The organism is Variibacter gotjawalensis, assembly GCF_002355335.1.
Classification (GTDB): Bacteria; Pseudomonadota; Alphaproteobacteria; order Rhizobiales; family Xanthobacteraceae; genus Variibacter; species Variibacter gotjawalensis.
The window spans coordinates 3,079,357-3,093,689 of record NZ_AP014946.1 but is presented as its reverse complement, the minus strand read 5'-3'; the positions used below and the strand labels follow the sequence as shown (position 1 = coordinate 3,093,689).

Sequence of the window (14,333 nt, the reverse complement as noted above, 5' to 3'; positions counted from 1 at the left end):
CATCAAGAGCGCGCGCTAAATGACTGCCAAACCTAGCTTTTACATTACGACGGCTATTTCTTATCCGAATGGCGTGCCGCATATCGGTCACGCCTATGAAGCCATCGCGACTGATGCGATCGCACGCTTCATGCGCCTCGACGGATACGACGTTTACTTCCTGACTGGGACGGACGAGCACGGCAGCAAAATGGTGCAGACGGCGGCGCGTGAAGGCGTCAGCCCACGCGAACTTGCCGACCGTAACGTCGAAGCCTTCCGCGCGATGGTGCAACGGCTGAACTGCACGAACGACGACTTCATTCGCACGACCGAGAAGCGGCATTACGAGTCTTCGGTCGGCATCTGGAACGCGATGGTCGAGGCGGGTGACATCTACTTGTCGAAATACGCCGGCTGGTACTCGGTACGCGACGAAGCGTTCTACACCGAGAAAGAACTGACGGTCGGCGAGGGCGGCGTGAAGCTCGGGCCGCAAGGCACGCCAGTGGAATGGGTCGAGGAGGAGAGTTACTTCTTCAAGCTCTCGGCCTATCAAGATCGTCTGCTGAAGTTTTACGAAAAGAACCCCGAGTTCGTACTGCCGTCGACGCGCTTCAACGAAGTCATCAGCTTCGTGAAGGGCGGCCTGCAGGATCTCTCGGTGTCGCGCACGACATTCGACTGGGGCATCCCGGTGCCCGGCACGCCCAAGCACGTGATGTATGTCTGGGTCGATGCATTGACCAACTACATCACGGGCGTCGGCTATCCGGACAAAGATAGCGCGATGTTCAAGCGCTATTGGCCGGCGGCGCTTCACGTCATCGGCAAGGACATCGTTCGCTTCCACGCGGTCTATTGGCCGGCCTTTCTGATGTCGGCCGGCCTTGCGCCGCCGAAGCGCGTCTTCGGGCACGGCTTCCTGTTCAACCGCGGCGAGAAGATGTCGAAGTCGGTCGGCAACGTGATCGACCCATTCGCGCTCGCCGATGCCTACGGCGTCGACGCGCTGCGCTATTTCTTCCTGCGCGAAGTGCCGTTCGGTCAGGACGGCAATTACAGCCACGACGCGATCGTCACGCGCATCAACGCCGACCTCGCGAACAACTTCGGCAATCTCGCACAGCGCTCGCTTTCGATGATTGCGAAAAGCCGCGGCGGCGATCTGCCCGAGCCCGGCGCGTTCACGGCCGAAGACAACGCGATGCTCGCGGCGGTCGACGGCATGATCGAGGTGGCGCGCGAGGCAATGCAGACGCAGCAGCTTCATTTGGTGCTGGCGCATGTCTGGAGCGTGCTGGCGCAGGCCAACCAGTATTTCGCCGACGCCGCGCCGTGGGCGCTCGCGAAGACCGATCCGGCGCGGCAGGGCACGGTGCTCTACGTGACGGCCGAGGTGCTGCGTCAGGTTGCGATCCTGGCGCAGCCGTTCGTGCCGACAGGCGCCGAGAAGATCCTCGACCTCCTGGCGGTCCCTGGAGACGCGCGCGACTTCAGCGCGCTCGGTAGCGCCGGCCGCCTCAAAGGCGGCACCAAGCTCCCGGTTCCGGCCGGCGTGTTCCCGCGCTACGTCGAACCGACGGCGTCGTAAGAGCAGGGTGCCGATGCTGGTCGACAGCCACTGCCATCTTGATTTCGAGACATTCGCACCGGAGCTCGATCAAGTCATCGCGCGCGCGGCTTCGGCGGGAGTCGGCCACATGGTCACGATCTCGACGCGCGTTCGCCAGCATGATCGGATCCTCGCGATTGCGGAGCGCTTTGCGAACGTCACGTGTTCGGTCGGCACGCACCCGCACAACGCGCATGAAGAACTCGACGTCACAGCCGACGAACTGATCCGTATTGCCCAGCATCCGAAGGTCGTTGCGATCGGCGAAGCCGGGCTCGACTATCACTACACGTTCGAGACGCACGACGCCCAGGAGGAAGGTTTCCGCGCGCATATCGCGGCCGCCCGCGAGACCAAGCTGCCCCTGGTGATCCACAGCCGCGACGCGGATGCCGACATGGAAACGATCTTGCGCGATGAAACCGGGAAGGGCACCTTCCCGTTCATTCTTCATTGCTTCACGGGCGGCGAAAAACTTGCGCAAGCCGCCGTTGAGCTTGGCGGTGTCGTTTCGTTCTCCGGCATTGTGACGTTCAGGAACTCTGCCGAGCTGCGCGAGATCGCGAAGAAACTGCCGCGCGACCGCATCCTCGTCGAGACCGACGCACCCTTCCTTGCTCCGATACCGTTTCGCGGCAAACGCAACGAACCGGCTTACGTCGCGCACACGGCTGCGGTGCTAGCGGAGACGCGCGGCGTCTCGGCCGATGAGTTGGCGCGGCAGACGACCGAAAACTTCCTCCGCGTCTTCAACAAGGTGCCGCGGGACGCTGTCTTGGCGTGACCGACCTTATGCGCTTCACCATTCTGGGTTGTGGCTCGTCGCCCGGCACGCCACGGCCGACCGGTGACTGGGGCAATTGCGATCCGACCAATCCGAAGAACCGGCGGCTGCGCGCGGCAGCGCTAGTGCAGCGTATTTCCGACGCCGGCACGACGACTGTGGTGATCGACACGGGGCCGGATTTCCGCGAACAGATGATCCGCGCGAGCGTCAGCCATATCGATGCAGTCGTTTATACGCATCCGCACGCCGACCACATCCACGGCATCGACGATCTCCGCAGCTACGTCTTCGCGCAGCGCCGGCGGATCGACATCCACGCGGACGCCGCGACGATGGTGCGGCTACACGACGGTTTTGGCTACTGCTTCGAGACACCGTCGGGTAGCTCATACCCGCCGATTCTGACGCCGATAGTGATCGATCCGGCCGAGCCGGTTGTCATCACGGGAGCGGGCGGTGAGATCGCGCTTCGACCGCTCGTGCAGGTCCACGGCGACATCCATTCGCTGGGCTTCCGGATTGGCCAGTTGGCGTATTGTTCGGACGTCAGCGACTTTCCCGATGTGACGGTGCCGCTGCTGGCCGATCTCGACGTGTTGATCATTGACGCGCTTCAGTACCGGACGCATCCGAGTCATCTGTCGCTTGGTCAAGCACTGGCGTGGATCGAGCGGCTGGCGCCTCGGCGAGCGTTGCTAACGCACATGCATATCCCGCTGGACTACGCGACAGTTATGACGGAAACGCCAGACCACATAGAGCCGGCTTTCGATGGATTGGTCATCGACGCGCCGTGGGATACTTCCGGACAATTTTAGCGAAAGTGCCCAAGCCGTTGACTGTGATGCAGAACTAGGATCGCATATTTATTCCATAATATCTCTTATGCGAATCAAACATTGGTGGAGACGCGAGGAGTGAGTGTGTCGACATTTCTGTCCCTTGGCACTAGGCCGACCTAATTGCGCGCCTAGCCTTCAATGCCGCCGCAATGACGAAGATGGTCGATACGCCATGGCCGACGTTGATCGCCATCGCGGCCCCTGTTTCGCTAAATTGCCCCACCAACGGATAGATCACCGCCAGCGTTGCGATGGAGCTCGCCGTGAAGGCGATGAAAATACCGAATGTTTGTCCTGTTGCGCGTAGATACGTCGATGCAAGCTCGCGAGCTAGAATGATCGGCGGACCCATCGCGATGATCGACACAACGGGCGCGAAGGTCGCGAAACTCTGACCAAAAAATAGAACCAGTAATTCGCGGGCGTAGACGATGATGCCGAGGCAGACCAAGATCACCGGCAGTTCGCTCCACCACAGGATGCGCCATAGATAACCGGACAGCGCAGCTTCGCCCCTGCTCCGGAAATGCCCGGCGGCGCGGCGCGGCACGATATTCTCGAGGCTCGACATGAAGACCAACATCGGGCCGAGCAGAACTTGAGCGGAGCGCAGTCCCGCGGCGGCTTGCTCACCGATCCAGGCGCCGGCGAAGATGGTGACGAACTGTTCGTGCGCCATCGACACCAGCACGACCAGCATCAGCCAGCTGCCGAGCTTCCAATGCCTGAAAGCAATCGCGCGGCGGAGATCTCCGCGCAGCGATTTCCTCAGGAACAACAGTAGCGGCCAAGCGGCGATGATCATACTGAGGCCGATGCAGACGAGCAGCATTTCGGTGCTCGCGCCGAAGCGCCAATAAGCGATCACGAGAAACCCGAAGAAGAGTATTTGGCGTAGGAGCTCGCAGAGAAAAGCCGATCGCGGCCGCTCGAGCGCAAACAGGATTCGCTTGGTCGCATCTTGAACGACGATTCCTGCAGCGAAGATGAAACTGGCGAGAGCAAGTGCCGTGTGTCCGCCGGGCCGATTGAGCGTGAAGCTATATGCGGCGGCGGCAGCTCCAATCAGGAGAGCCATGATCAAAATCGCGCGGGTGATGGCGCCGAAGTAATGCCGTGACCGTTTACGCTCGCCAGCGATGATGGCCATCGGACTTGAAATCAGCTGGCTCTGCAGGCCGACCAGAACCTGTACGCCCGCCTGCATCAGGACGAAGTCGCCGAAGCGATCGACGCCGAGCATGCGGGCCGCGATGATCGACGTGATGAGACTAAGACCGCTCGTCAGCGCCTGGCTGCCGGCGGACCAGAGCCAAGCGTTGCTCCACGCCCACGTGACGCCTTGAACGACCGTAGCGCGCAAACCCGTCCGCACGACGGTCGTCGTCGCCATCGAACTCACCTGCCCGTCCTCGCCGGGTTCGGCTCTGGACCATCGCCGACGACGCGCGCAAAGGCTGAGAGCGTATTGCGCACCATCGCGTCGAGCGAAAAACGTTCTGCAGTAACCTGGGCCCGCCTATGCGCTTCGGCCCAAACGGCGCGGTCGTCGAGGAATGTCTCGGCGGTGTCGGCCCAGGCTTCGACGTCGAGCGGCAGCATGCGCCCGGCGCCACTCGGGGCGACCAGTTCGCGGCCCGCTTGGGCGTGCGGCGACACGATGACGGGGGTGCCACACTGGAGCGCCTCATTGGCAACGAGGCCCCATGGGTCGCCGCGCGACGGAAAGAGAAACACCTTGGCGGATGCGTATGCGTCGCCGAGTGCCGCTTGCCCCAGGTATCCGTCGAACTGGGTCGGCACATTCAAGGCCTTGAGGCGTGCGAGCAACTTGTCACGTAGCGGCCCCTCGCCCGTGATGCGAACTTTCGGCGTCCGGCCACGCGCAACGAGCGCCGCGACAACATCGGCGAAGAACAATGCACCTTTCCGATCTTCATCGAGATGACCGCAAAACATGAGGTCGAACGGACGCTCATCGTAGGGCGGCGGCTCGCGGTCGAAATCCCATCCCGGCGTCAGCCAAACGATGGTGCCCGTCCCTTGTCGCAGACCGTAACTTTCCAGCAGCTTGATACTGCCGCGGCTTGCGCCAACGCCACCAGCGCTGCTCGGCACGACGAGACGGCGTGCTATACGATGCAGTAGCGAATGCCGGCCTGGATCTGTGTCCGGCTGGCCGTCCGTGGAGATAATCACCGGCACGCCGCGCAAGCGTCCGGCGAGTTTTGCCAGCATCATTGTCGGCGAGAAATCGCCGATCATCACGACGTCGAACTGTCCGCGCATGATCGCCGGGACGATGCCCGGGTTGAGATAGATGTGGCTGACATAACTGCGATGCAGGCGAATGCCCTTGAGCGTCTTGCGCGTGTAAGTCGTTGCAGCCGGCAGCGTCCAATGGCGTCCGGGTTCGTTGTCGCCACACGCAAACACCACAAGCTCGCCCTCGAGTTCAGCACCGAGCTGCTCGAACATGCGGTGGGTGTAGGGCGTAACGATACCGACGACGCAGGCGACCTTCATCGTTCTGGGCCCCCTACACCGGCGTCGGAGGCGCGCGACCGAAGGCTTGTGTTATTCAGCAAATGTCCGAAACGATTGATGCCTTCGGGCAAAGTTTTCATTCCATTTTGCGTCAGCCAGCGAGCGAGGTCGTCACTGGTTCGGATGGGCGGCACCTTATCGATAGTGCGATTGCCACTAACGTTTTGCTCTTCCGGGCGCGCACCGTCTCCGATCTGCTCGGCTCGGCTTGCCACGATGAGGTTGTCGCGGAAGACATTGCGCTTTGCCGCGTATGGGTCGTCCGTCATTATACGCGCAAGAGCGGGGTATCGCGACGCCCACAGCGTGCTGGAGACCGGGACTTCTCGCAACGTTGCGTAGAAAGCGTTACCGGGTTCGTCGAAAGGCGCTTGAGGCCAAACCTTGCCGCGGCCATCGATGAACAGTGCGGGCGAAGAAGCGACGAACACGTTGCGCGCTACGACATTGTCGCGGCCGCCGCCGACGAAGACTGGTTGTTCGACACGCAGGAACACGTTGTCTTCGATCGTCGTCCCGCTCGCGAGATCGTCGAGGTAGACGCCCTTGACCTCGAAGCGCTCCTGCCCTTCGCCTTTGGCCGGCAAAACGTCGTGAATGAAATTGCCGCGAATGACGGTGCCTTGCGCCGAGACGTCGCGTCCCGAGTAGATCGCGCCAGAATCCGACGTGTCGTTGACGACGTCGAAGATCTCGTTTGCGGCGATCAGGTGATCGTTACCTTGATAGCGGATGGCGAGGTGCGGTGCATGCGCGATGACATTCCCGGTGACTCGCATGCCGACGCCGTCGATTGCGACAGCATCCTTATAAGTGCGCCCGAGGCGAGCGTAGCGCACCAAAAAACTGTCTTCGACGAAGTTATCGGCACGCGTCAGCGTCGCGCGGGTGCCGCCCTTTAAGGAGACACCGCCCTCGCCCATATCGGCGACGACCGAGCGCCGAAGACCTGATCGCTTCGCACCATCGATGACAAGGCCGCGTCCAGCGATCCAGCGGAAGGTGCAGTCTTGGAACACGACATCTTCGCCACCGGTGACGGTGACGGCATCGCCACGGCTGCGCTCGAAGGTAAGACCTTCGATGAGGACGTGCTTGGCGCCGTCGATCGCGATCAATGTCGGCGCGACGCTGGCTTCGATTGACGACGTGCTGGAGCGCGGGATGAGGAACACAATGCCGCTGTCGCGGTCACGCCACCATTCACCCGGCGTGTCGAGTTCCGAGAGCGCGTGCTCGACGAAGAGGCGGTCGCCGCTGCGCAGCGGATAGTGCGGAGCCTTCACAAGGCCGAGACGTTGCGAGCCCGGGATACTCGATGTCGCGGCAATCGTTTCGAATGACCAGTCCTGACCGAGATAGCCGGCGACCCACAAGTCGGGCTCGCCGACCCAGCGATCGCTTCGGCCTCCTTCGACGGCAATAACGGCGTCCTGGCCGAGAGCTTTCGCCTGCCCTACCCGCGACCAACCTTGGTTTGGCCAGCGTGCGGGTTGCAATGCGCCTTGCGCATCGAACAGCTCAATGCCTGCCGGATTGGAAGGCGCTGGATGATAGCGGTGCACGCCGATACTCGATTGCTCCGCAGCGCTCGGCGGCAACCGATATGCGACGACCCTGTCGCGAACTAACGGATCGAGGCGCGCCGGCACGTCCACAGACGTTTGCGTCAGCGGCACACTGCCGCTGAGCCGCGAACTGCCGTCCGTCGCTCCGCGGAGGATCAACGGCGCATCGGCCCGGCCGCTGAACTCCAGGCCGATGCGAATCGTTTGGTCAAAACGATGGATGCCACCGGCAAATTCGATCACGGCAGATCTGTTGCGTGCCGCACCCGTCCACACACGCGAAACGAGTGCTAGCGCTGCGTTGAGGTCGCCGACCGTCGCAGTACTCGTTTTGCGAGCGGGCTGTTGAACGGCTGCGGGATCGACTCGGATTACGATTGCGGCAGACGCGCTGTGTCCCATCAGCGAAATGCAAAGTGCGGCCGCCAAAACGAGCGAGCTTCTCCCGCCACGTGCCGACAGACTCGTCCGATCGAGAGCAAAAGGCGATCCGGATTTGCGCAACAGGCGAGACATGAACATACCAGTTTGAGACGAACCTGGCCCTGTTTGGGCAAGTGTCGAAAGATTCTCCGATTTCGCGTCGTTTCAAGCACCGTTAGTGCCATCCGACCGGATTTAGCTTCGACTTGTGCGGCAACACGCCGCTCCCACCTATTTACCTTAAGAAACTGTTGCCATTGACTATTCCGTTAGATGGCGTCGATTTATTAAGTGGATATCCTGCTCACTGAGAAAAGCTGAGGGCGCAGCCTGAACTAGGCGTGGTGCTTAATCAGCTACGAGAGGTCGCTTGGCACTTCGTTACGCTACATCCGCTGCCGAGATGACCCCGCCCCGCGACATGAAAGATCGCGCGAAGCGTGTGGTGCTCCGTGGTGTTCTCGATCGGCTGCGCCCACTCGCCTACACGAAGATCACGAGCGGGATCCGCTGCCTAACGTTCCATTACCAGTTTCCGGACGAGCAGGAGAACGCGAGCAGACTGTTCGCGGCGCTCAAGCGCGAAGGAGATTTTATCACGACCGCTGAGTTGCTTGCGCTGCTCGACGGAACAGCTACGCGGCAAGGTCGGCTCTTCCACCTCTCGATCGATGATGGGTTCGAGAATATCGCGACCGAAGCACATCCAATGCTCAAGAGCGCTGGAATTCCATACTCGCTGATGGTTTGTCCGACATACGTCGGAGCAGGAGAAATCGGCAACGAGGCCTTCCGAAAGAATGCGCAGTATGCGGCTCCTCTTCCTCTTGCCGGCTGGGACGCGCTTGCGGCATTGGCTGGGGACGGCGTCGAGATCGGAGCGCATACACTTTCGCATCGTGAAGTTTCGACTTTGACCACGGATGAGCTTGCGCAAGAGGTCAGCCAGTGCAGGGCAGAAATTGAGGCAAAGCTCGGAATGCCGTGCACGAGCTTCGCGTGGCCGTTCGGGCGGATCTCCGCGATGACTGAGGAGGCCGTCGCGCTTGCGCAAAACAGCGGTTACCGCGCGATTTTTTCTAGCGTTCGAGGGCTCTTACAGCCTGGCCAAGGTGTGCCGCGCTATCTGCCTCGGGATCATTTCGAGCCGGGCTGGCCGGTCGATACAGTCGTTTACTATGCGACGCGCGAAGCCCCGCTTTTCGAGCCTCCCGCCCTTCCCACAACACGCCGTTAAATCGCCCGGTAATACCTGGCCCGCATAGTGCAACTGTCCAATCAAAGGATAGCCGGCAAGCCGTTCGTGTTTCCTTTTGGCACAGAACTGCTTGCTTCGCGGATAACGACGATGTGCCGGAACGCTATCCGGCACAAGAGTTGGGTAAGGACTCGTCTCGATGCAGCATTTCGGTCGATCTCAACTCCTCGCGAGCGCTCGAGGCGCCGCCGAAGCGCTGCCGCTCTCGGTGCTGGCGCCGGTCCGCACGCCTAACAACAACCACAACAACGAGGCTCCTCTGACGCCAGGTTTCGCGGCAACGATCAGTCCGCAGCGTTTGCTCGAAAGCCTGCGCCGGCGTGCAAGCTGGATTATCGTCGCGGTTCTGTTGTGCCTGGGCGCCGGTCTCGCCTTCTCGGCAATGAGCACGTCGCGATACGTGGCGTCCGCTCGGTTGATTATCGATCCGCGCGGTCTGCGGGTGCTCGACAACGAACTTCAACCAACTGCGCAGACCTCCGAAGCGATCACCGACCTCGTCGAGAGCGAGATGCGCGTCCTCAAAGGCACGGGTGTCCTCAATCGCGTCGTCGACGCGCTGCAGCTTGTCGACGATACGGAGATGAACGGCTCGCCGCAGTCGGCGCTTGGGCGGTTGCGCGCGGCTCTGAGAGCGTTCCTGCCGGCGTCGAACGCGCCCCCCGGCGATCCCCGCGCAAAAGTTCTCTACAATCTCGATGACCGGCTCGCGGTGCGGCGTATCGAGCGTAGCTTCGTCATCGAAATTTACATGACCAGTTCGGATGCGGCGAAAAGCGCGCGCATCGCCAATGCGCTGGTCGATGCCTACATCGCACAGAGTGCGGACTCGCAGTCGGAAGCCGCGCGACGTTCGGGTGCCGCGCTGAGCGCCAATCTCGACGAGATGCAGAAGCGAGTGCGCGACGCAGAAGATGCCGTCGAGCGCTTCAAGGTGAAGCACGGCCTTCTCGGGTCCAACGGTCGGTTGTTGACGGACCAGCAACTCGGCGAACTGTCTTCGCAACTCAGCCGCGCCAAGAATGCAACGGCTGACGCTCAGGCGCGCGTCGACCAGTTGAAGGTTATGCGCCAATCCGGCGCGGCTTCACCGGAGGCGATGCAATCAACAACAATGAGCGGCCTCGTCCTGCAGCTCGCCGAATACAAGCGACGCTATGCGGCGCTGCAAGGCCGTCTCGGACCGCGCCATCCCGAATTGGCTGCTCTTCGCCGTGAGGTCGAAGAAGCCCAAGTCAACATCAACTCCGAGATTGATCGCATGGCGCAGAGCGCCCGCATCGACCTCGACCGCGCGCTGGCCGCCGAGCGGCTGATCCAAAGCCAGATCGATGCGCAGGGCCGGACCGCCAACACGGCGAGCCAGGCTTCGGTCGAACTGCGAGAGCTCGAACGCCGCGCCGAAGCCAGCAAGTCGATCTACAACGCCGCCCTGCTCCGCAGCCGCCAGTTGCAAGAGCAGGCGTTGCTGAACTCAACCAACATTCGTCGCGTCGCTCCTGCCGTGACGCCCGATCGTCCGGCAAACCCGCCGACAAGTTTGATCTTGGCACTTGCGCTGATCTGCGGCCTTGGCCTTGGCGGCGCTGCTGTCGTCGGCGCAGACGCCTTCAAAGGCCGCATTCACAACCGCGAGGATTTGGAGCGCGTTTCCAATTTGCCGGCGCTCGGCGCCGTGTCTTTCGACAGCACGAACGCCGCGAAGACGCCGCAGCTGCGTGCGGTGGACCCAGCCGCTTATCTCGCTCTTCTGGATGCGTTGCAGAGCTCCGGCGGACGTTCGATTGCCGTCACGTCTGCGAATGCTGACGGGAGCTCGTCGCATGTCGCCTACAATCTCGCTCGTGCGGCGAGTTCAATTGGTGCGAAGGTGCTGCTCGTCGATGCCGCGGTCATCGCTCGTGCGCTGACATTCGAACTCAAGGCTCAGCATCTCGAAGGCATTGGTGCCTGCGCCATCGGCAAAAGCCGCACTGGAGCAGTGGCAAGCCGTGTCTCCCAATCCGACATTCTCTTCCTGCCGGCGGACGCAAACGCCGCAGTGAGCCTACGGCACGTTTCAGGCCGCGGTCTCGCCGGCGTGATTGAAGACGCTTTGGCGACCTTCACGTATGTGATCGTCGATCTCGGCTGCGCCGTGAACGAGCCAATCTCACTCACTGGCTCCGCCACGCAATCGGGCCTGATGGTCGTGGAGCGAGAGCGCACGCCGCGTCCGGCGCTCGATGCTGCATTGTCGGCCTGTTCTTCCGCGAAGGTCCGACTTGCAGGCGTCGTTCTTGCGGGGAGTTCGGCTGCGTGACGGCCGCCTACCCGGCCGCTGGCGTTAAGGCACGCTTACAGCCAGGATTTGGAGTATCGCCGCAAGCGATGCGCTTTGCGTTCGCGCTGCTCGTTATGTTTCTCGCGACCAGCTCCTTTTATGGATTTTCGTTCCGGCCAAAGCCGCCCGATATCCCCGGTGTCGCTGGTGATAGCGAAACGCGGACTGACGTCGTCAACATGCTGGGGTGGCTGGCGAGTTATGGTATCGCGGGTCTCATCGTCCTCTATGGCTTAGCCCGTCAAGGCGTTGAGCTTCGCCTGGCACTGCTGCTTCCATTTGCGGTTTTCGTGCTCGCATCTGCGACCTGGGCGCCGGCGCCGTGGGCGAGCCTCGTCTTTTGCATCATGCTGGTGGCCAATATCGTCATCGCGACGGCATTGGCTCAGCAAATTCACCCTCGAGTGCTTTTCCGCGCTTTCGCTCTGATCGTCACGTTCAGCGTCGCGATTTCGCTCGTGCTGCTTGTTATCAATCCGGCCCTCGTCATCTCCACAGCAGATCGACCAGGCCTTTTGATCGACGGTGAGTTCGCTGGCGTCTTCAGCCATAAAGTCCACATGGGCGTGAATTCGGCGGCAGCCGCGATGATCCTCATTTTCGATCGCAGCGCCGTGCGAAATCGGATTCTGCGCGTCGTTGGTATCCTCGTTTGCATCGCTGGATTGATGCTGAGCAATTCTGCTTCGGCCATCGTTGCTCTGGTGCTCGCAGTGGTTCTGATCAGCTTTGCTCAAGCCGCGCCCGCTTGGCGCACGCCCCTATTCTCCATCGTCGGGGCGATCACGTTGGGCATCTCGTTACTTTTGCCCTACGTCGATATTGGATCTTTTGCAGGTCTACTTGGGCGAACTGCGACCCTTACCGGGCGTACCGACTTTTGGGAGGTTGCGCCGAGCTATATCCTGGAGCGACCGTGGTTCGGTTACGGATACGGCGGCTTCTTCGACCGCGATCCATATTCGCGCGTCTGGGATCTTTGGTCACGCGCCGAATATTTCTTCACGCCCAACTTTCACAACAGTGCGCTCGACGTGACGTTGCTGCTCGGCTGCGTCGGGCTCGCAGCATACGTCGCGATCTTAGCTGGAGCTTTGTCCGTCTTTCGTAATCGCACGCTCGGGCGAACCGCCGACATTCTCGCCTGCATTCTCATCCTCCTGACGGCATCGTCGGCTACGGACTTTCAATTCATGCGTCACAACTGTCTCGCGACCGTACTCATGTTCTACGCTTTTCTAGTGGCCGGCCGGCGTTACCCGCGATGAACCAAAATCAAGCTCCCTCACGTGTCGCTGTCGTGATCGCAAGTGCCGGGCGCCCCGGTGAGATCGGAAAGCTGCTTGTTGCCCTAAGCAAGCAACGCCGAAAGCCCGACAGGGTTGTTCTGGCAGTGACCACAGCGGCGGACATGCCGGATCTGCAGCACTCAACGTTACCGGTCGAAACTCTCATTTGCCGCCGTAGTTTGACAGCGCAGCGCAATGCGGGAGTTGCCGCCTGTGCGGACTGTGATTTCATCGTATTTTTCGACGATGATTTCCTGCCCGCTGCCGACTATCTCGCGCGCGTTGAAGTCGTGATGCAGACAGATCGTTCTTTACTCGCTGTCGACGGCAACGTTCTGTTCGATGGTGCACTCGGGTCCGGGATCACTTGGGACGACGCCGAACGCATCATCGCTGAGAACATCGAAGACGATCGGACAATCCTTCGCGATCAGCCGGATGGACTATATGGCTGCAACATGTGCTGCCGTTCCTCAGCGCTCGTCGCGGAGCCGTTCGACGAAGAACTGCCGCTTTACGCGTGGCTCGAGGACTACGATCTCAGCCGTCGCCTCAAACGGCGTGGATCAATCGGCCGCGTAATGGCGGCGCGCGGAGTTCATCTTGGCGTCAAGCGCGGCCGCATCTCGGGCTTGCGCATGGGATATTCACAGTTTGCCAATCCGATCTACCTCGCGCGCAAAGGTACGATGCCGGCATCCACGCTGCTGAGTCATCTGCTCATCCGGCCGATCGGAAATATTTTGGGACTTCTTCGCCGCGATCCTTACATCGACCGGTTAGGACGATTGCGCGGAAACTTCCTCGCGTTGATCGATTCGATCCGCGGGCGGCTCTCGCCGTCGCGCATCTTGGGGCTGTGACGCCGGAAGCTATTTTGTCGTTCGCGCACGCATGAGATCGCGCGTCACCAGCATCAGAAACTGCGGCACGACTTCCGCATAGCGGCGGAAGAGACGTCGCGGCTCGCGCGCCAATCGATAAAGCCATTCGAGGCCGAGTCGCTGCAGTATGCGCGGGGAGCGCGGAATGCTTCCGATATTCACGTCGAAGGCAGCACCGACACCCATCGCGACCGTGCCCGGCAGATGCGGCGCGTGTTCGTGCATGAACAATTCCTGCTTCGGCGTGCTGAGGCCGATCCAGATGATGTGCGCATCGCTCGCTTTGATTTCGGCGCGCATATCGGCCTTCTCGCCTTCTGTGAGCGCACGGAACGGCGGCGTTATTGTGCCGGCGACCTGCAATCCGGGGACGCGGCGCTCCATCTCACGCGCCAGCTTGTCAGCAACGCCCGGTCCGCCGCCGAGGAAATAGTGCCGCCAGCCATGTTCGATGCCGGCGCGGCAGATGGTCTCAACGGACTCGATACCCGGCACCTGCCGGATAGCCGATTGCCCGCGCAGGCGGCCGAGCCAGAACAGCGGGCGGCCATCCGGACAGACCAGCCACGCGGCGTCATGTGCCTCGCGCAGCGTAGCGTCGCTCTGCGCCCGCACGATGCCGTGGGCATCGCGGAAGACACAAAATGTACCGGGGACGCTGCGACCGTCGCGCAAGCGCCGCTCGACGGACGCTGCCAAGCCGTTCATGTCGACGGCCGAGACCGGAATGCCGCAAAGCTTGAAGTTCGGCACGGCTGGGTCATGTCCGTTAGGCACTGTTGCGGCAGAGCGGGTTTCGATGATCGAGGTCATTGCGA

11 protein-coding genes are annotated in these 14,333 nt (G+C 61.4%); 7 read left to right on the top strand and 4 right to left on the bottom strand.

Annotated elements, in window-relative coordinates:
- The first annotated feature begins 19 nt into the window (after nt 1–19).
- The 3 genes from metG to GJW30_RS15015 are packed head-to-tail and all read left to right on the top strand — an operon-like array spanning nt 20 to nt 3,199.
- Nucleotides 20–1,573, top strand: coding sequence for a methionine--tRNA ligase (gene metG / locus GJW30_RS15025; protein ID WP_096356697.1), 1,554 nt, complete (start codon nt 20–22; stop codon nt 1,571–1,573).
- 13 nt (nt 1,574–1,586) lie between these two features.
- Complete coding sequence (locus tag GJW30_RS15020; RefSeq protein WP_096356695.1) at nt 1,587–2,378, top strand: TatD family hydrolase; 792 nt, start codon at nt 1,587–1,589, stop codon at nt 2,376–2,378.
- Nucleotides 2,375–3,199 carry an MBL fold metallo-hydrolase gene (locus tag GJW30_RS15015; protein WP_096356693.1) on the top strand — a complete coding sequence of 275 codons (825 nt, stop codon included), beginning with the start codon at nt 2,375–2,377 and terminating at the stop codon, nt 3,197–3,199. The genes GJW30_RS15020 and GJW30_RS15015 overlap by 4 nt, the downstream gene beginning before the upstream one ends.
- 130 nt (nt 3,200–3,329) lie before the next feature.
- Here the strand turns inward: GJW30_RS15015 and GJW30_RS15010 are convergent, their stop codons facing one another.
- Genes GJW30_RS15010 through GJW30_RS15000 form a run of 3 tightly spaced genes read right to left on the bottom strand, consistent with a single transcriptional unit; the run spans nt 3,330 to nt 7,581 of the window.
- The gene (locus GJW30_RS15010) at nt 3,330–4,616 is read right to left on the bottom strand and encodes a lipopolysaccharide biosynthesis protein (RefSeq protein WP_096356691.1); all 1,287 of its coding nucleotides are present in this window, start codon (nt 4,614–4,616) and stop codon (nt 3,330–3,332) included.
- A gap of 5 nt (nt 4,617–4,621) precedes the next feature.
- On the bottom strand, nt 4,622–5,749 hold the full coding sequence (locus GJW30_RS15005; RefSeq protein WP_096356689.1) for a glycosyltransferase family 4 protein: 1,128 nt from the start codon (nt 5,747–5,749) through the stop codon (nt 4,622–4,624).
- Complete coding sequence (locus tag GJW30_RS15000) at nt 5,746–7,581, bottom strand: right-handed parallel beta-helix repeat-containing protein (protein WP_157746761.1); 1,836 nt, start codon at nt 7,579–7,581, stop codon at nt 5,746–5,748. The genes GJW30_RS15005 and GJW30_RS15000 overlap by 4 nt, the downstream gene beginning before the upstream one ends.
- 550 nt (nt 7,582–8,131) lie before the next feature.
- On the opposite strand from GJW30_RS15000, the gene GJW30_RS14995 reads away from it, so the two are divergent.
- The 4 genes from GJW30_RS14995 to GJW30_RS14980 all read left to right on the top strand — a co-directional run bounded on the left by GJW30_RS14995 (nt 8,132) and on the right by GJW30_RS14980 (nt 13,494).
- On the top strand, nt 8,132–8,998 hold the full coding sequence (locus GJW30_RS14995) for a polysaccharide deacetylase family protein (RefSeq protein WP_130364491.1): 867 nt from the start codon (nt 8,132–8,134) through the stop codon (nt 8,996–8,998).
- 160 nt (nt 8,999–9,158) lie between these two features.
- Entirely contained in the window at nt 9,159–11,321 is a 2,163-nt protein-coding gene (locus GJW30_RS14990) for a GumC family protein (protein ID WP_096356683.1), read from the top strand.
- Nucleotides 11,318–12,610, top strand: a complete 1,293-nt coding sequence (locus tag GJW30_RS14985) for an O-antigen ligase family protein (protein WP_130364489.1) — start codon at nt 11,318–11,320, stop codon at nt 12,608–12,610. Before GJW30_RS14990 ends, GJW30_RS14985 begins: the two co-directional genes overlap by 4 nt.
- 125 nt (nt 12,611–12,735) lie before the next feature.
- On the top strand, nt 12,736–13,494 hold the full coding sequence (locus GJW30_RS14980; RefSeq protein ID WP_430727177.1) for a glycosyltransferase family 2 protein: 759 nt from the start codon (nt 12,736–12,738) through the stop codon (nt 13,492–13,494).
- Between the two features lie 9 nt (nt 13,495–13,503).
- Here GJW30_RS14980 and GJW30_RS14975 read toward each other — a convergent pair whose 3' ends face one another.
- Nucleotides 13,504–14,328, bottom strand: coding sequence for a WecB/TagA/CpsF family glycosyltransferase (locus GJW30_RS14975; RefSeq protein ID WP_130364487.1), 825 nt, complete (start codon nt 14,326–14,328; stop codon nt 13,504–13,506).
- Nucleotides 14,329–14,333: the final 5 nt, after the last annotated feature.

Excerpts from the sequence above, each read along its gene's own strand:
- metG (WP_096356697.1), top strand. The coding sequence starts at position 20 with ATGACTGCCAAACCTAGCTTTTACATTACGACGGCTATTTCTTATCCG.
- GJW30_RS15020 (WP_096356695.1), top strand. The coding sequence starts at position 1,587 with ATGCTGGTCGACAGCCACTGCCATCTTGATTTCGAGACATTCGCACCG.
- GJW30_RS15010 (WP_096356691.1), bottom strand. The coding sequence starts at position 4,616 with ATGGCGACGACGACCGTCGTGCGGACGGGTTTGCGCGCTACGGTCGTT.
- GJW30_RS15005 (WP_096356689.1), bottom strand. The coding sequence starts at position 5,749 with ATGAAGGTCGCCTGCGTCGTCGGTATCGTTACGCCCTACACCCACCGC.
- GJW30_RS14990 (WP_096356683.1), top strand. The coding sequence starts at position 9,159 with ATGCAGCATTTCGGTCGATCTCAACTCCTCGCGAGCGCTCGAGGCGCC.
- GJW30_RS14975 (WP_130364487.1), bottom strand. The coding sequence starts at position 14,328 with ATGACCTCGATCATCGAAACCCGCTCTGCCGCAACAGTGCCTAACGGA.